The organism is Isoptericola sp. MSGPD8_1_ISO-PGPR-S23-394, assembly GCF_058072785.1.
Map to the genome: position 1 here is coordinate 2,837,067 of NZ_CM176517.1, position 16,722 is coordinate 2,853,788.

Annotated in this window: 13 protein-coding genes; 3 read left to right on the forward strand and 10 right to left on the reverse strand. The window is 73.8% G+C overall.

The window, feature by feature from the left end; all coding sequences use genetic code 11:
• Positions 1 to 18: 18 nt before the first annotated feature.
• Together AC3RJ8_RS12975 and AC3RJ8_RS12980 are read right to left on the reverse strand one after the other, a co-directional pair.
• Positions 19 to 3,612 carry an ATP-binding cassette domain-containing protein gene (locus tag AC3RJ8_RS12975; RefSeq protein WP_489713019.1) on the reverse strand — a complete coding sequence of 1,198 codons (3,594 nt, stop codon included), beginning with the start codon at positions 3,610 to 3,612 and terminating at the stop codon, positions 19 to 21.
• Between the two features lie 72 nt (positions 3,613 to 3,684).
• The gene (locus AC3RJ8_RS12980; protein ID WP_489713020.1) at positions 3,685 to 4,671 is read right to left on the reverse strand and encodes a malate dehydrogenase; all 987 of its coding nucleotides are present in this window, start codon (positions 4,669 to 4,671) and stop codon (positions 3,685 to 3,687) included.
• Positions 4,672 to 4,909: 238 nt separating this feature from the next.
• On the opposite strand from AC3RJ8_RS12980, the gene AC3RJ8_RS12985 reads away from it, so the two are divergent.
• Positions 4,910 to 6,016, forward strand: coding sequence for an aquaporin (locus tag AC3RJ8_RS12985; protein WP_489713021.1), 1,107 nt, complete (start codon positions 4,910 to 4,912; stop codon positions 6,014 to 6,016).
• 177 nt (positions 6,017 to 6,193) lie between these two features.
• Here the strand turns inward: AC3RJ8_RS12985 and AC3RJ8_RS12990 are convergent, their stop codons facing one another.
• Entirely contained in the window at positions 6,194 to 6,526 is a 333-nt protein-coding gene (locus AC3RJ8_RS12990) for a DUF3017 domain-containing protein (RefSeq protein ID WP_489713022.1), read from the reverse strand.
• Positions 6,527 to 6,599: 73 nt separating this feature from the next.
• Between AC3RJ8_RS12990 and AC3RJ8_RS12995 the strand changes: the two genes are divergently transcribed.
• Positions 6,600 to 7,916, forward strand: coding sequence for an NAD(P)/FAD-dependent oxidoreductase (locus tag AC3RJ8_RS12995; RefSeq protein WP_489715637.1), 1,317 nt, complete (start codon positions 6,600 to 6,602; stop codon positions 7,914 to 7,916).
• Positions 7,917 to 7,933: 17 nt separating this feature from the next.
• Here the strand turns inward: AC3RJ8_RS12995 and purH are convergent, their stop codons facing one another.
• The 4 genes from purH to AC3RJ8_RS13015 all read right to left on the reverse strand — a co-directional run bounded on the left by purH (position 7,934) and on the right by AC3RJ8_RS13015 (position 12,979).
• Positions 7,934 to 9,577, reverse strand: a complete 1,644-nt coding sequence (gene purH / locus AC3RJ8_RS13000) for a bifunctional phosphoribosylaminoimidazolecarboxamide formyltransferase/IMP cyclohydrolase (RefSeq protein ID WP_489713023.1) — start codon at positions 9,575 to 9,577, stop codon at positions 7,934 to 7,936.
• 185 nt (positions 9,578 to 9,762) lie between these two features.
• Positions 9,763 to 10,680 carry a carbohydrate ABC transporter permease gene (locus AC3RJ8_RS13005; protein ID WP_489713024.1) on the reverse strand — a complete coding sequence of 306 codons (918 nt, stop codon included), beginning with the start codon at positions 10,678 to 10,680 and terminating at the stop codon, positions 9,763 to 9,765.
• Positions 10,677 to 11,633 carry a carbohydrate ABC transporter permease gene (locus AC3RJ8_RS13010; RefSeq protein ID WP_489713025.1) on the reverse strand — a complete coding sequence of 319 codons (957 nt, stop codon included), beginning with the start codon at positions 11,631 to 11,633 and terminating at the stop codon, positions 10,677 to 10,679. Before AC3RJ8_RS13010 ends, AC3RJ8_RS13005 begins: the two co-directional genes overlap by 4 nt.
• A 62-nt stretch (positions 11,634 to 11,695) precedes the next feature.
• Positions 11,696 to 12,979 (reverse strand): extracellular solute-binding protein, encoded by a 1,284-nt coding sequence (locus AC3RJ8_RS13015; RefSeq protein ID WP_489713026.1) that lies wholly within the window; start codon positions 12,977 to 12,979, stop codon positions 11,696 to 11,698.
• A 353-nt stretch (positions 12,980 to 13,332) separates the two neighbouring features.
• Between AC3RJ8_RS13015 and AC3RJ8_RS13020 the strand changes: the two genes are divergently transcribed.
• Positions 13,333 to 13,731, forward strand: coding sequence for a hypothetical protein (locus tag AC3RJ8_RS13020; RefSeq protein WP_489713027.1), 399 nt, complete (start codon positions 13,333 to 13,335; stop codon positions 13,729 to 13,731).
• A 20-nt stretch (positions 13,732 to 13,751) separates the two neighbouring features.
• Here the strand turns inward: AC3RJ8_RS13020 and purN are convergent, their stop codons facing one another.
• From purN to sucD, 3 genes are all read right to left on the reverse strand, one after another.
• Positions 13,752 to 14,393, reverse strand: a complete 642-nt coding sequence (gene purN, locus AC3RJ8_RS13025) for a phosphoribosylglycinamide formyltransferase (RefSeq protein WP_489713028.1) — start codon at positions 14,391 to 14,393, stop codon at positions 13,752 to 13,754.
• A gap of 10 nt (positions 14,394 to 14,403) precedes the next feature.
• On the reverse strand, positions 14,404 to 15,669 hold the full coding sequence (locus tag AC3RJ8_RS13030; protein WP_489713029.1) for a cell division protein PerM: 1,266 nt from the start codon (positions 15,667 to 15,669) through the stop codon (positions 14,404 to 14,406).
• 133 nt (positions 15,670 to 15,802) lie between these two features.
• Positions 15,803 to 16,699 (reverse strand): succinate--CoA ligase subunit alpha, encoded by an 897-nt coding sequence (sucD, locus tag AC3RJ8_RS13035; RefSeq protein WP_489713030.1) that lies wholly within the window; start codon positions 16,697 to 16,699, stop codon positions 15,803 to 15,805.
• Positions 16,700 to 16,722 lie beyond the last annotated feature (23 nt).

A 16,722-nucleotide genomic window follows, 5' to 3' on the forward strand; every position in this document is an offset into this window, starting at 1 on the left:
ACGGTCAGTCGAGCCCGCTCATCCCGCCAGGTGCGACCACCGCCCGTCCAGCTCGCGCCACGGCCCGACGGCGGCCACCCGGCCCTCGTCCAGCACCACGACGCGGTCCGCGCGCTCCAGCGCCGCCCGCTTGGACGTCGACCCGACGACGGTCAGGCCCTGCTCCCGCAACGCGGTCCACAGCTCGACCTCGGTCGTGGCGTCCAGGGCGCTGGAGACGTCGTCGGCCAGCAGCACCTCCGACCCCGTGGCCAGCGCCCGGGCGAGAGCGAGCCGCTGCACCTGGCCCCCCGAGAGCCGCACTCCCCGGTGACCGACCAGCGCGTCCGCGCCTCCGGCGTCGGCCACGTCCCGGCCGAGCCGCGCCACGTCCACCGGTCCGGAGACCGCCCGGTCGTGGTCCAGCGTGATGTTCTCGGTGAACGTCCCCGACAGCACCCGGGGCACCTGGGCCACGTGCGCCACCCGGGCCGGGCGCAGGAACGCCTCGGCGTCCTGGACAGGCGTCCCGTTCCAGAGCACCTGCCCGCGGTGCGCCATGAGGCCGGCCAGCGCGGACAGCAGGCTCGACTTGCCCGCGCCCACCTGCCCGAGGAGCAGCACCAGCTCGCCCCGCTCGATGCGCAGGTCGACGCCGGTCACGCCGATCGTGCCGTCGTCGTGCACCGCTTCCACGCCTCGCAGGTCGAGGTGCTCGAACGGCGGGGCGGGAACCGGCACGTCCGGCGGCGCCGGCGCGGTGCCGGCGGTCAGGTCGACCCCCTCGGGCAGTCGCGTCAGGTCGGCCCCGGCGGCGAACGACGACGTCGCGCGCAGCCAGTTCCGCGTGCCGGGCGCCTCGGTGATGACCGCGCCCGCGACGACGCCGAAGTAGGCGAACCCGCCCACGGCGGCGGTGACGAGCAACGTCGTCGCCAGGTCCCAGGTCCCGACGAGCAGCAGCGCCCACGCCGCGACCACGCCCGCCTGCACCATGACGGTCGGGATGCCGTCCAGCACCGCCTGCACCCGGTGCTCCCGGATCGCCGCCCCGACCCGGCCGGCGTCGACCGTCCGCAGGTGCCGGTGCACGTCGGGGGTCCGGGCCGCCAGCTTGACGGTGCGCGCCGCGTCCAGCGCCGAGACGAGGGCACGGCCGAAACCCGCCCTCGCCTCGGCCGATCGCGTCGCGGTCCGACCGGCGATCGGGCGACCCGCCAGCGCGGAGACCGCGGTCACGCCCATGACCGCCAGCAGGACCAGCCCGGCCAGGGGCTCACCGCTGATCGCCCAGGTGGCCAGCACCACGACCAGCCCGTTGAGCAGGTCCACCCACCGGTCCACGTACAGCACGAACCGGTCCGCGTCGAGCGAGCGCGCCACGACCTCCCCGGCGGGAGCGCGCCGCAGGCGGTGCTGCCGGGTCTGGCCCTCCAGCACGGCCACCCGGACCCGCAGGAGCAGCTCGATCCACCACGACGGGTACAGCCGCACCGCGAGCGCCAGGCACAGCGGTGCCACGATCAGCATCACCGCAAGGACACCCGTCAGCACCCACGGCTCACCGCCGTCCGCCAGCGTCTCGACGGCGCGACCCCACAGGAACCCGGCGAACGCCCCCTGGGCGGCGAAGAGGCTGGTCAGCAGGAACAGTCCCGCGCCCGCCGCGCCCCAGCGAGGCTTGGTCACCAGGGCGTGCAGGACGCTGCGGGTCAGGCTGGGCCCGTGCCCGGGGTCGTCCAGCACGGGCGGCTCCCCGGTCCGACGGCGAGCGCCGATCGACGTGGGGAGCGCGCCGGCCGGGTCGCCGTCGTCGGCGGGGCCGTCGTCGGCCGGGCCGGCGTTGGCGGCGAGGCCTGCGGCGTCCGGCGCGACGGCGGGCCGGTCGAGCGCGCCACCGCCCTCGGTACGGCTGGCGAGCAGCAGGTCACGGAACGGTCCGTCGACGCGGGCCAGCTCCGCGCGCGGTCCCTGCTGGACGACGCGACCGTGGTCCAGCACCACGACCCGGTGCGCGCGCTCCACCGTGCCGAGCCGGTGCGCGACGACGACGCCGGTCCGCCCGGTCAGCAGGCGGTCGGCGGCCGCCACCACCCGGGCCTCGGTGTGCGGGTCCATGCGCGCGGTGGCCTCGTCGAGAACGACGACGCGGACGTCGCGCACAAGCAGCCGCGCGAACGCGACCAGCTGCTCCTCCCCGGCGGACAGCGAGGTCCCGCCGGGCCCGAGGAGCGTGTCGAGGCCGTCGGGCAGGCCGGCGACCCAGTCGGTCAGCCCGAGCTCGGTGACCGCCTCCTCGACGTCGCCGCGCGGCACGTTGGCGAAGAGCGCGATGTTCTCCGCGAGCGTCCCGGCGACGATCTCGGTGCGCTGCGTGACCACCCCGACGCCGGCCCGCAGGGCCTGCAGGTCGGCGTCGCGCAGGTCCACGCCCCCGAGGAAGACCGCGCCACGCGGCGGCTCGACGGCACGGGACAGCAGCGAGGCGAGCGTCGTCTTGCCCGACCCGGTGCGACCGACGAACGCCACGGTCTGCCCGGCCGGCACCGACAGCGAGACGTCCTGGAGCGTGAAGGTGCCCTCGGTGTAGGCGAAGTGCAGGTCCCGCACCTCGATCTCCAGCGGGCGCTCCGGCAGGTCGACCCCGCCGACCGGCTCCGGCTCGGAGTCGAGGAGCTGGCGGATGCGGACGACGGCACCGAGTCCCTCCTGCAGGTCGGGCAGGTGCTGGGCGAGCCGGTCGATCTGCCCGACGAACAGGGAGGTCACCAGGAACAGGGTGACGAGGCGGTCGACGGACATGCCGCCCGTCGTCGCGAGCGCCACCCCGGCCACGACGACGCCCGCGAGCAGCGCGTGCAGCAGGACCCCGACCCGGGCCATCATCCGCGTCTCCACCAGCACGACGTTCAGCAGGGCGCGGTGCACGGCCGCGGACATCTCGGCGAGCCGGCGCAGCGCGAAGGCCTGGCCGCCCGCCGTGCGCAGGTCGTCGCGCGCCGCGACGCCCTCCTCCAGCACCGCGGCGTTGTCCGTCCAGGCCCGCTCCTCGACGACCTTGCGGCGGGCGATCTCGCCGAGCAGCGACCGCACCGTCCACCACGTGCCCACGCCGAGCAGCGGGAAGAGGAACCAGGCCGGCCACCACGTGACGCCGGCCACCACCCAGATGGGTGCGACTCCCACCACCGTCCGGCCCATGCTCCACAGCTGGCGCCGGGCGAGCGAGCCGACGGCGTGCGTGTCATCGTCGACCCGGTCGAGGACCTCGCCCACCGCCTGCTCGCCGAGCACGCCGATCGGCTGGTGCAGCGCCGCGCTGAGCAGGTCGCCGCGCAGGCGACCCTCGGCCCGGTCGACGACGCCGGCCCACGCGACCTGGCCCGCGGCGTCCAGCAGCGCGCCACCCACCAGGCACAGGGCGAGCAGCAGCACGCCGGTCAGGTCCGGCGAGGCGGCCAGCCCGCCGGCCACCACCGTCCCGACGGCGGTGCCGACCGCGCCCACCGTGAGGGCGGCGACCGCCACCGTGGAGACCGGGCCGCGCAACCGTCGCCAGTCGAGTCGGCGCGAGGGGTCGGTGAGGGCCGGGGCGTGCGGCGTCGGAGGTGCTGTCGTGGGGGCGTCGATCACCTCCCGAGACTAGGTCGCGGGTGGGACAGATCTCGACGTGTTTTCCCCCGGACAGGTGCGGGCTGGCCCGGCTCAGACCAGCCCGAGGCTCCGCACCGCGTCGCGCTCCGCCGTCAGTTCGGCGACGCTCGCGTCGATGCGCTCGCGCGAGAAGTCGTCGATCTCCAGCCCTTCCACGACCTGCCAGTCTCCGCCCGACGACGTCACGGGGAACGAGCACACGAGACCGTCGGGCACGCCGTACTCACCCTTCGACACGACGCCGGCACTCGTCCAGTCGCCGTCGGGCGTCCCGAGCACCCAGTCCCGCGTGTGCTCGATGGCGGCGTTCGCGGCCGAGGCCGCCGACGACGCCCCGCGGGCGTCGATGATCGCCGCGCCGCGCTTGGCCACCGTCGGGATGAAGTCGTCGGTCAGCCAGGCCGTGTCGGCCGTCAGGGTGCCGCCGGGGGTTCCCGCGACGTCCGCGTGGAACAGGTCGGGGTACTGCGTGGCGGAGTGGTTGCCCCAGATGGTCAGGCGCCGGACGTCCGCGACCGGCACGGCGGCCTTGTGCGCCACCTGGGACAGGGCGCGGTTGTGGTCCAGCCGGGTCATCGCGGTGAACCGCTCCGCGGGCACGTCCGGGGCGTGCGCGGCGGCGATGAGCGCGTTGGTGTTCGCGGGGTTGCCGACCACCAGGACGCGGACGTCGTCGGCCGCGCCGTCGTTGATGGCCTTGCCCTGCGGGCCGAAGATGCCGCCGTTGGCCTCCAGCAGGTCCGCGCGCTCCATCCCGGGGCCCCGGGGGCGAGCACCGACCAGCAGGGCGATGTTGGTGCCGGCGAAGCCCGCGGCCGGGTCGTCGTGGATGTCGATGCCGTCCAGCAGCGGGAACGCGCAGTCGTCGAGCTCCATCGCCGTGCCCTCCGCGGCGCGCACGGCCTGCGGGATCTCCAGCAGCCGCAGGCGCACGGGGGTGTCCGGGCCGAGCATCGCGCCGGAGGCGATCCGGAACAGCAGCGCGTAGCCGATCTGACCGGCGGCCCCGGTCACGGTCACGTTCACAGGTGTCGTCATGGCCCTACTCTCGCGCACGCGGCCCGCGCCGTCACCCCCGGGGCCCGCGCCGTCACCCAGCGGCGCGGTGGGCTGCCGCGGACGGCGCGAGCCGGTAGCGTGCCCGGAGGGACCGCGCTGTGACCTGGGACTCGGGGAGTCGGAAGGCTCAGGGAGCTCACAGGAACCGGTGCCAGCATCGCCGCCGCGTCCCCAGAGCGCGACGAGACCTTCACCCGACGACCAGCAAAGGACCTCCATGTCCCAGGCAACCGCGACACAGACCGACCTCGAGGCCGCGCCCGTGCCACGGCTCTTCACACGCATGTGCGTGGAGGCGTTCGGCACCTTCGTACTGGTGCTCGGCATCGTCGGCACCGCGACGTTCAACGCGCTCAACGGCGGGCAGATCATCACGGTGGCACTGGCCGGGGGCATCGCGCTCATCGCCGTGATCGCCGGCCTCGGCCACCTATCGGGCGGCCACTTCAACCCGGCGGTGACCTTCGGGCTGACGCTCGCCGGGCGGTCCAGCTGGGTGGATCTGCTGCCCTACTGGGTCGCTCAGCTCGTGGGTGCTGCCGCCTGCGGTGCGCTGCTGCTGCTGATCATCCCGGACTCGTTCCCGCCGCTGGTAGGTTCCGCCTCCGCCGGCGACGTGCTCGCCGCCACGGCCAACGGCTACGGCGACCACTCACCGCTGAACACCCTCACGCAGGGCCAGGCCACGTTCGACCTCGCGACGGCCGCGATCGTCGAGGTGCTCATCGCCACGGTGTTCGTCGGCGTCATCCTCGCCGTGACGAACAAGCGCGCCAAGGTCGCCTACGCCCCGGTGGTCATCGGCCTCACGCTCGCGGCGCTGCACATCATCTCGTGGCCCGTCACGAACACGTCGTTCAACCCGGCCCGCTCGCTCGCCTCGGTGGTCTCCCCCGACGCCTGGGCCGACGGTGGGGCGGGTCGCCAGCTCTGGTTGTTCTTCGTCGCCCCGCTCGCCGGTGCGGCACTGGCCGCGCTCTTCGCCCGGGCGTTCGCCCCGGTGCCGCAGGTCACGCTGGACGAGGGCTGGGAGGAGCAGCCGGGCACGGCCACCTACCCGGCCGAGGGCACCCTGGAGACGGTCGCCGAGACGGCGGCCGCCAAGGCCGTCGCCGACGAGGCCGCCGCGCCGACGGAGGTCGAGGAGACCGAGGTCGTCGAGGAGACGACAGTCGTGGCGGACACCGCCACCGAGCCCGCCGCGGAGCCCACGGCCTCCGAACCCGAGGTCGTGGAGGCCGCCGAGGTCACCGAGAAGACCGCGTCCGACGCCAGGGACACGGACACGGACACGGACGAGCCGACTCCCCCGGCCCGCCCCTGACCGCCCGTCCCTCCCGCGGCGGACCCCGCCGGGCCGTTCGCGGGAGGGACCGCACGAGAGGCCGGGGACGACCCCTGGCGCATGGTCGTCAGACGCGAAGTGCAGGGCGCGCAGCGCCCGTGAACGCGACCGTGCGCCAGGGGTCGCCCCCGGCCTTCGGTCGACGTCCGAAGAAGATCACACCCCAGGCGCCGTGAGCGCCAGCACCCCGATCACGCTCGCCACCGACCAGCACAGGAACACGTCGAACCCCCGGCTGCGGATGGCCAGGCCGACAGGTCCCGAGGACGACGTCGCACGCCAGGCACCGGCGACGGCGAGCGTCGCGGCGATCGTCAGGGAGCCGAGCCGCGCGCCGACCACGAGGGCCAGCAGCACCGCGAGCAGGATGCCGGACAGGACGACGAGGATCGCCGGCACGGCGCTGCGCGGTGTGCGCACCCGGTCGGGCGTGACGGCGTCGACGGCGTGCCAGTGCGGCTGCGCGTGCGCGTCGGCTTCAGGAACCACATCGACGAGCCTACCCGGCCGGTGCGGCGCACGTCGTCGGCCGGGCACGTCGTAGGTTGGGCACGTGCCCGCCATGAACGACTCCCGCCCCACGCCGCCCTCCATCCCCGCCGCTCCTGGTGGCGCACCACGTTCCGTCGTCGTGGTGGGGGCGGGCCTGGCCGGCGCGCAGACCGTCGCCGCGCTCCGCGCCCACGGGTTCGACGGCCACCTGACGGTGCTCGGCGAGGAGGGCCTGCCGCCCTACGACCGTCCCCCGCTGTCCAAGGAGCTCCTGACGCGCCCGGAGCCGCTGTGGCTGCACGATGATCTCGGCGTCGACCTGGACGCCCTCGCCGACGAGGTCCACCTCGCCGACCCGGCCACCGCGCTGCACCCCGGGCCCGTGGTGGCCACCCGCTCCGGGCGCTCGATCACCGCCGACGTGGTCGTGCTGGCCTGCGGGTCGCGGCCGGTCCTGCCGGTCGGCTGGGAGGCGGACGTGCTGCACACGGCCGCCGACGCCGAGCGGCTGCGCACCGGCCTGCGCCCCGGTGGCCGGTGGGTGGTGGTCGGCGCCGGGTGGATCGGCGCCGAGATCGCCGGCGTGGCCGCGGGGGCCGGTGCGGACGTCACCGTGCTGGAGGCCGACGCCGCACCGCTGGCCCGCCAGCTCGGCGTCGAGGTCGGCGCGCACCTCGCCCCCTGGTACGCGGCGGCCGGCGCCCGCCTGCGGCTGGGGTCCGCCGCGGCAGCGGTACGACGGGACGGCGTCACGCTCGCCTCGGGCGAGCACCTGCCGGCCGACGTCGTGCTGGCGGCGGTCGGTGCCCGGCCGGCCACGGGATGGTTGCGCGAGAGCCTGCCGCCGGAGGTGTTCGACCCGGTGGGCGCGCTGCTGGTCGACGCGGGCGGTGCGGTGCCCGGCGTGCCGGGGGTGCGGGCCGTCGGGGACGTCGCCTCGCGCCCGCACCCGCAGCTCGGCCGGGTCCCGGGCGGCCACTGGTCGGCCGCGCTGCACGACCCGGACCTCGTGGCCCGGGCCGTGCTGGGCGTCGAGCCCGCGGCCGCGCACGCCCCGTACGTGTTCTCCCGCCAGCTCGGCCATGACCTGGCGCTGTTCGGCCTGCCGGCGGGAGCGCCGTCGGTGTGGCGCGGGACCCCCGGTGACGGCCCGTGGGCGGCGTTCTGGACAGGGTCGCCGGCTGGCGGCGAGGTGGGCGGGACCGAGCACGCCGGGGCGCCCGACGGCGCGGCGGGCTCCGCCGTCGTGCGGGCCGTGCTGCTGGTCGACTCCCCCCGCGACGTCGGCGCGGTGCGCCGGGCCTTCAACGGGCCCGGCCCGGCGCACCTCGACCTCGCGGCGGCTGCCGACCCCACGATCAGGCTGCGCGACGCCCTGCGCGCCTGACCCCGGCGCCGGCGGCCTCAGTGGGCGAAGTGCCGGGTCCCGGTGAGGTACATCGTCACGCCGGCCGCCGCGGCCGCCGCGACGACCTCCTCGTCCCGGATCGACCCGCCGGGCTGGACGACGGCGCGGACCCCGGCGTCGAGGAGCACCTGCAGCCCGTCGGCGAACGGGAAGAAGGCGTCGGACGCGACGACCGCGCCGCGGGCCCGCTCGACCGACCCTGACCCGCCGTCGGCCAGCGTGTTCGCCCGCTCGACCGACAGCCGGCAGGAGTCCACGCGGTTGACCTGTCCCATGCCGATGCCGACGGCGGCGCCGCCGTCCGCGAGCAGGATGGCGTTCGACTTGGCCGCCCGCACGGCCCGCCAGGCGAAGGCGAGGTCCGCGAGCGTGGCCTCGTCGGCCGGGGCGCCGGCGGCGAGGGTCCAGGACGCCGGGTCGTCGCCGTCGGCCTGGAAGCGGTCGACGGACTGCACGAGCAGGCCACCGGAGATCGGGCGCGTCTCGACCGGCGCCGACGGCGCTCCGGCCACGGTGAGCAGACGGATGTTCTTCTTGGCCTGCAGCACCTCGAGCGCCTCGGGCTCGAAGCCCGGGGCGACGACGACCTCCGTGAACACCGGGGCGATCTGCTCGGCCGCAGCCCGGGTGACCACCCGGTTCGCGGCGATGACGCCGCCGTAGGCGGAGACGGGGTCGGTCGCGTGGGCGCGGGCGTGCGCCTGGGCGATGTCGGCGCCCACGGCGATGCCGCACGGGTTGGCGTGCTTGATGATCGCCACCGCCGGCTCGGGGTGGTCGTGCGCGGCCCGCCAGGCGGCGTCGGCGTCCACGTAGTTGTTGTAGCTCATCGCCTTGCCGTGCAGCTGGGTGGCCTGGGCCAGCCCGCTCGCACCGTCCGTGCGGGCGTACAGCGCCGCTTCCTGGTGCGGGTTCTCGCCGTAGCGCAGCACGTCGCTGCGCTCCCAGGTGGCCCCGGTGACGTCGGGCATCCCGGACTCGGCCGCGGTCTCGTCCGGTGCGTACGACGAGGCGAACCAGGCGGACACGGCGACGTCGTAGGCGGCGGTGTGCGCGAACGCCGCGGCGGCGAGGCGCTTGCGCCGGTCGAAGGTGAAGCCGCCGTCCCGGACGGCCGCGGCGACGTCGTCGTACCGCGCGGGGTCGACGACGACGGCGACGCTCGGGTGGTTCTTCGCGGCGGCCCGGACCATGGACGGCCCGCCGATGTCGATCTGCTCGACCACGGCGTCCGGTGCGGCGCCGGACGCGACCGTCTCCGCGAACGGGTAGAGGTTGACCACGACGAGCTCGAAGGCGTCGATCCCGAGGTCCGCGAGCTGACGCAGGTGGTCCTCCTTGCGCGTGTCCGCCAGGATGCCCGCGTGCACCCGGGGGTGCAGCGTCTTGACGCGACCCTCGAGGCACTCGGGGAAGCCGGTGAGGTCCTCGACGCGGGTGACGGGCACCCCGGCGTCGGCGATCCGGGTCGCGGTGGAGCCGGTGGAGACCAGCTCGACGCCCGCGGCGTGCAGGGCGGTGGCGAGCTCGACCAGGCCCGTCTTGTCGTAGACGCTCAGCAGGGCGCGCCGCACCGGGCGGCGCGCGTCGTCGGCGAGCTGGACGTCGGGGGACGTGGGGACTGCGGGGGCGCCGGACATCGTGTGGTCTCCTCGGGTGGTGGCTCTCGTGGAAACCCTGGCACCCAGGCGGGCGGTGCGCACGGTGGTCCGGTCGGGCGGAACCGCGGCGCGGGCCGTGACCGGATCGGCCGCTCCCCGGTGGTTGTCCACCCTCGCCAGTCGCGACCGGACCCGATCCTACCGTTCGGTGCCGGGCGGCACCGTCAGCCCTTCACCGCCCCCGCGGTCAGACCGGCGGCCATCCGCGTCTGCACCGCCATGAACAGCGCGATCACGGGCAACGCGATGAGCAGCGACCCCGCCATGATGCCGCCCCAGTTGGTCGCCTGGTTGGCGCCACTGAAGTACTGCAGCCACAGCGGCAGCGTCTGGTTGCCGTCGCTCATGACCACCAGGGCCAGCGTGTACTCGTTCCACGCCAGGATCGTGGCGAAGATCGCGCCGGTCACCAGGCCGGGACCGAGCAGCGGCAGGGTGATGCGGAAGAAGGCCTGCACCCGGGTGCAGCCGTCGATCATCGCCGCCTGCTCCAGTTCCTGGGGCACCCCGTCCACGAACCCCTTGAGGATCCAGATGTTGAACGGGATGATGATCCCGACGTAGAGCAAGGACAGGCCGACCACGCTGTTCAGCAGGCCCCAGCCGTCGAGCATTTTGTACTGGGAGATGAAGAGCGCCTCGGCCGGGATCATCTGCACGACGAGGATGCAACCGATCACGGCCTTGCGGCCTCGGAACCGGAACCGCGAGATCGCCACCGCGGACAGGAAGGCGAGCGAGACCGCCACCACGACGGCGATCACCGTGACCTGCATGCTCACCGTCATCGCCGACCAGAACCGTTCGTCGCCGAGCACCCCGGTGAAGTGCTCGAACGTCGGGTCGGTGTTGACGAACGTGGGCGTCGAGGAGCGGAACTCGGCGTTCGGCAGCAGCGCCGAGCTCGCCATCCAGTAGATCGGGAAGAACCAGACCAGGGCGATGACCACGGCGAACGCGTTGGCCGCGCGCCGGACCCGGCGCCCACGGGACGGCCTCCGCCGCGTTGCCCTGCCGCTGTCGTGCGGGGGCGCGGCCTCTGCGGCCGGAAGGCTCGCCGGCGTCTGCGTCGTGGCGGTCATCCCGAGAGCTCCTTGTCGTTCTTGAACAGCTGGTGCACGTAGGGCAGCGTGACCACCACGGTCAGCAGCAGCACGATCATCGCCGTGGCCGAGGCCATGCCGAACTCGCCCTGCCCGATGCCAAGCCGGAAGATGTACGTTCCGAGCACGTCCGTCTCGTCCAGGGGCGCCCCGGCGTCCTGCAGGATCTTGATCTGCGTGAAGACGCGCAGGTCCCAGATGATCTGCAGCAGCCCGATGAGCAGCAGGACCGGTGCGATCACGGGGACCGTGACCCGGAAGAAGCGTGCCCAGACCCCGGCGCCGTCGATCTCCGCGGCCTCCTGGACCTCGGCGGGCACCTGGCTGAGACCGGAGTAGGCCATGAAGGCCACCAGCGGGACGGACATCCAGATGATGATGAGCGAGGCGATCGTCAGCATCCCCGTCGCCTGACCGAGCCAGTTGTAGTCGTCCGGCCACCACGGCACGACGCGTTCGAGGGTCCAGTTGACGACCCCGAACCGGGTGTCGAAGAGCAGCTGCCAGACGGTCAGGGACGACACGATGGGGATGGACCAGACCAGCAGCAGGACCGTCTGGATCAGGATCCGCGCCCACGTGGACATGCGCATCATGACGACGGCGAAGGACACCCCGACGACCATGGTCACCGCTGCGGTGAACAGGCAGAACAGGATGGATCGGACGAAGACCGCCCAGGTGTACGGGTCGGAGAGCACCTCGACGAAGTTGGCGAACCCGACGAACTCGGCCGGGGCGCCGAACTGCTGCTCCAGCCCGTAGTCCTGGAACGCGAGGACGACCTGACGCACGAGCGGGTAGCCGAGGGCGAGGAGCACGGCGACGGCGGCGCCGAGGAGCAGCAGGTAGGGCAAGGAGGAGCGGCGTCCGGCCCGGCGGATGGCCGGGGCGGCGGCGCGTCCTCGCGAGGACGTGGCAGGTGTGGCCACAGAAACCTCCCGGGAAGGCGGGGGCCGGGCGGGAGCGCGAGGCTCCCGCCCGGCCGGGGACGTCACTTGTTGAGCAGCTCGACCATCCGCGCGTCGGTCTCGGCCGCGACGGCGGCCGGGTCCTCACCGGAGGCGATCGCCTTCCAGAAGTCCTTGTCGAGGTTCTCGCCCTCGACGAGCGCCCAGTACTGGGCGGGTGGGGTGAGCTGGGAGTTGGCCGCCACCTCGGCGAGCAGCGCCGCGTTGTCGGCGGTGCCCTGCGCGTCGGCGAAGGTGGTGTTGCCGGGGACCCAGCCGTTCTGGGCCATCATGATCTGGAACTCGTCCGAGTAGATGAGCTCCATCACCTCGGCGGCGAGACCCTGATGCTGACTCTTGGCCGCGATGCCCAGGTTGGACCCGCCGGCGAACGTCTTGCCGAGGGTGCCGGACTCGAGCCCGGGCACGGCGAAGACGCCGACCTGGTCATTCTCGCGCAGCTCCTCGGAGATGTTCGGGTACGACCAGGTCAGCCCGGAGAACATCGCGACACGTCCCTCGTTGAAGTCGTTCCACGGCTCCTGGGCGGCGTCGACCGAGTCCTGCGCCCCGAGGATGCCGGCCTCGTACAGGTCGGCGACCTGCTCGATCGCGGCCATCGACTCCGGGCTGGACAGGTTGCCGACCCAGTCCTCGCCGTCCTGCACCGCGTATTGCCCGCCGTGGGTGTACAGCCAGGCCTCGAGGGTGTGCTGGTCGACGCCGGCGATGTAGGCCCCCTGGAAGTCGTCGGTGCCCTCCGGGTTGGTCTCGGTCAGGGTGGCGACGACCGCGGTGAACTCGTCGAGGGAGGTGGGCGGCTCGACGCCGGCCTTCTCGAAGAGCTCGGTGTTGTAGTAGAAGATCCGCGAACCCGCGTAGAACGGCACGGTGTAGACGGTGTCGTCGACGGAGCCGATCTCGATGAACGACTGGATGAGGTCGTCTCCACCCCATGCGTCGACCTGGTCGGTGACGTCGCTGAAGGCCCCGACCGCGGTGTAGGTCGGTGACTGAGTGTTGCCCACCTCGACGACGTCGGGGGTCTGGGACTCGGAGGCCATCGCCGTCTGGATCTTCTCGACGATCCCGTCCCACTGCTGGATCTCGATCGTGAGGGTGGAGCCCGGGTTCTGCGCCTCGAACTCCTCGACGAGCCAGGCCTGGGCGTCGTCCGGGACGGAACCGTCCATGAACCAGGCGGTCAGGTCTCCGGTCGAGGCCTCGGATTCGGCGGCGCCTTTGTCGTCGGTCCCGGCACAGGCGGTGAGAGCGAGCGCCGCGGCGGCGGTCGCGGCGGCCGCGCGGACGGTGCGGGTCAGCTTCACGTAGATCTCCTTCGAACACGCTCGGACGTCCCTCGTGGACGCCGTAACCCGGCGGCGGTGCCGGGTGCAGCCCCACTGTGACACATTGAAAGGAGAACTTACTAACCTAACCGGACCGAGACGTCGATCGTGGTGCGTCGCCGCAGGCCGGCCCCGCTCGCCTCCGGTGCGCGGCGCCGGTCGTCAGCGGGGCGCGGGGGTGACCTTGAAGCCGAGCAGTCGCCAGGCCCGGACGGCATAGCCCTCGCGATCGTCGGCCGGACGCCGCGTCAGCGCCGCGGCCACCAGCTCCACCCAGAGCCACTGAACCCGGGGCGCAACACTTCCACCCGCGCACCCTGGCCACGGCCGGGATGGTGGTGGAGGCGCCCGAGCTGGCCCGCGACAAGCGCGACCGAGTCTGGCGCAACGTCGCAAACTCCTATCGGATCGACAACGACGCCCCAGGGGCGACCCGGCAGGCGATGCGTCCGCCGACCGCCTGGCTCCAGGGTCTCGTGGACGCGGCGTCCTCCGGCGCGCGGCGCGACGAGGACGGACGGCACCGCGCTCTCGTGGTGAACACCGTCCCGCTGTCACCGGACGAGGCCGAGCAGTTCGCCAAGGAGTTCGTCGAGCTGCAGACCCGGTGGAGCGACGAGGCGCTGGCCACCGCCCGCAAGGACCCCTACGAGGTCAGGGAGATCTACCAGCTGCTCGTCCCGCTCGGCCCGGCCGACCCTGCAAAGAACGCGCGCCCCAGCCACGCCTGATCCGGGCGGTGCGCGGCCGCTCAGCCGAAGGTGGCGCGTCGCCCCTCGACGCGCAGTCCCTCGCGCGCGACGCGCCCGACGGTCTCGACGAGCAGTGACCGCTCGGCCACCTTGATCCGCTCGTGCAGCGTCCCGTCGTCGTCGTCGTCCAGCACGGGCACCGCGGTCTGGGCGACGATCGGGCCGGTGTCGACGCCGTCGTCCACGACGTGCACGGTGCAGCCGGTCACCCGGACCCCGTAGGCCAGGGCGTCGCGCACCCCGTGCGCCCCCGGGAACGAGGGGAGCAGGGCAGGATGCGTGTTGACCACCCGGCCCCTGAACCGGTCGAGGAACGACGGCGCGAGGATGCGCATGAACCCGGCGAGCACCACCCAGTCGGGCCGGAAGACCTCGACGGCGTCCCGCACCCCGTCGTTCCACGCGCCCCGGTCGGCGAAGTCGGACGGGGCGACCACGACGGACGGGACCCCTGCCTGGCGCGCCAGGTCGAGGGCGCCGGCACCCGGCTTGTCCGAGACGACGCCGACGACGCGGGCGCCGTAGGCCGGGTCCTCGTGGGCCGCGAGCAGCGCGGCCAGGTTGGAGCCCCCGCCCGAGACGAGGACGACGAGACGCGCACCGGGCGCCGGTTCGACGAGGTGGCCGGAAGGGGTCTGCACGGCCCCCACCCTACGTCGCGGGCGCACCGGCGCGACGACGGGCCACCAGCAGGCAGCCGGCCAGCACGACAGCGGCACCAGCACCGATCTCCGCCGCGACCAGGCCCGCGGTCACCCACACGTCGGCGCCCACGAGCGCGAGCACCCCGGCGCCCGCACTCCCGCCGGCCACCCACTGCAGGGTCGCCGTGATCGCACCCGCGGCGAGCACCACGCCCCCCAGGATCCATGCCACGTCGCGGGGGCGCACCAGGCTCGGTTCCAGCCGACCCCAGGCGAACCAGCCGCCGACGGCGCCGCACGCCACGACGAGCACCGGCGCCCACGCGGCGACGGGCGTCGACCACGACTCGCCCGGCAGCAGGCCCAGGAGCGGCACGGCGGGCAGCGGCCCCGACTCGGTCAGCGCCGGGGAGAACGTGCTCCCCTGCCCCACGGCGAAGCCGGGGCCCGCGAGCCACGCCGTCGCCCAGACCACGAGGTTGGGTGCGAGTGCGGCCTGCGCCAGGCCGAGCAGCACCGACCCGAGCCAGCTCGGACCGAGACCGGCCGCCAGAGCCGAAGCTGTCTCCCGCCCGAGCACCGCCCACGTCCCGGCGAGCAGGGCACCCAGCCCGAGCAGGACGCTCACGCCCACGACAGCGCTCCGCATCCCCAGACGCATCGTGTCGGGCAGGTAGGGGTTCATCCGCGGTGCCAGGCCGGCCAGGAGGGGACCGTCCGGCGCGGAGAACATGCCGAGCGCCAGGCCTCCGCCCCCGACGACCACTCCCCCCACGACGGCGGCACCTACCTGGACCAGCACGTCCCCGGCACCTCGGGCGGCCGCCGTGCCCCCGACGACGTCGAGGGCGAGGGCCAGCGCCGTGGTGACCGTGGCGTAGGTGAGGGTCCCCGCGACCCACGCCGCGAGGGTCGGTACGGCGGACCGCTTGGCCGCCACGTGCAGGGTGAAGAGCACCAGCGCGGTGATACCGAGCGGCACGATCGTCACGGTCGTCCCGGCGGCTGACAGCGGCACCCCGTGCCCGAGCAACCACATCCCCGTGGCGACGGCGACCCCCGCGCCGAGCCCGCCGTCGGCCCCCGAGGCCGAGGGGGCGTCCAGGACAGCGACCACCGCGAGCAGGGCGACCACCGTGTACGACAGGCCGACCGACTGCACCGCCGCCCACACCCCGCTGGAACCGAGGGCGAGACGCTCCCGCAGTCGCCCGTGCCCGGACGGCCGCGGCTCGACGACACGGGCGGTACCTGTCCGGGGTGCTGCGTTCACGGCCCCATGGTCCCCCGGGAGAGGTGCCTCGCCGTCGTCCCACGCCGTGGGCAGGCCGGGGACGCGCCGGGGACGACGACGCCCGCCCGGTCCGGAGGTCCGGACGGGGCGGGCGTGGTCGTGCGGTGCGGGCTCAGGCGTTCTGCAGGATCTCCCGCATGAGCTCGGCCGTCTCGGACGGCGTCTTGCCGACCTTGACGCCGACGGCCTCGAGGGCCTCCTTCTTGGCCTGCGCGGTACCGGCCGAGCCGGAGACGATCGCACCGGCGTGTCCCATCGTCTTGCCCTCGGGGGCGGTGAAGCCCGCGACGTAGCCGACGACCGGCTTGGTGACGTGCTCCTTGATGTACGCCGCCGCGCGCTCCTCGGCGTCGCCGCCGATCTCGCCGATCATGACGATCGCCTGGGTCTCCGGGTCGTTCTCGAAGGCCTCGAGCGCGTCGATGTGGGTGGTGCCGACGATCGGGTCGCCGCCGATGCCGATGGCGGTGGAGAAGCCGAAGTCCTTGAGCTCGTACATCATCTGGTAGGTCAGCGTGCCCGACTTCGAGACGAGGCCGACCGGACCCTTGCCCGTGATGGTGTGCGGGGTGATGCCCGCGAGCGACTCGCCCGGGGTAATGATGCCGGGGCAGTTCGGCCCGATCATGCGGGTCTTCTTGCCCTGCAGGTAGGCCCACACCTCGGCGGTGTCCTGGACCGGCACGCCCTCCGTGATGACCACGATGAGCGGCATCTCGGCGTCGACGGCCTCGATCGCCGCGTCCTTGGTGAAGGCCGGCGGCACGAACAGCACGGAGACGTTCGCCCCGGTCTCGGCCATGGCCTCCTTGACCGTGCCGAACACGGGCAACACGACCTCGTGCCCGTGCTGGTCAACGTGCTCGACGGTGGTCCCGGCCTTGCGGGCGTTGACGCCGCCCACGATCTGCGCGCCCGAGTCGAGCATCAGGGCGGTGTGCTTGGCACCCATCCCGCCGGTGATGCCCTGGACGATGATCTTGGAGTCGGAGTTCAGGTAGATCGACATGGTGTTCTTGTCTCTGCTCTCTC

What these genes read in the sequence shown, in the direction of transcription:
- AC3RJ8_RS12980 (WP_489713020.1), bottom strand. Translation starts at nt 4,671, where the DNA reads ATGACGACACCTGTGAACGTGACCGTGACCGGGGCCGCCGGTCAGATC.
- AC3RJ8_RS12985 (WP_489713021.1), top strand. Translation starts at nt 4,910, where the DNA reads ATGTCCCAGGCAACCGCGACACAGACCGACCTCGAGGCCGCGCCCGTG.
- AC3RJ8_RS12995 (WP_489715637.1), top strand. Translation starts at nt 6,600, where the DNA reads ATGAACGACTCCCGCCCCACGCCGCCCTCCATCCCCGCCGCTCCTGGT.
- purH (WP_489713023.1), bottom strand. Translation starts at nt 9,577, where the DNA reads ATGTCCGGCGCCCCCGCAGTCCCCACGTCCCCCGACGTCCAGCTCGCC.
- AC3RJ8_RS13005 (WP_489713024.1), bottom strand. Translation starts at nt 10,680, where the DNA reads ATGACCGCCACGACGCAGACGCCGGCGAGCCTTCCGGCCGCAGAGGCC.
- AC3RJ8_RS13020 (WP_489713027.1), top strand. Translation starts at nt 13,333, where the DNA reads ATGGTGGTGGAGGCGCCCGAGCTGGCCCGCGACAAGCGCGACCGAGTC.
- sucD (WP_489713030.1), bottom strand. Translation starts at nt 16,699, where the DNA reads ATGTCGATCTACCTGAACTCCGACTCCAAGATCATCGTCCAGGGCATC.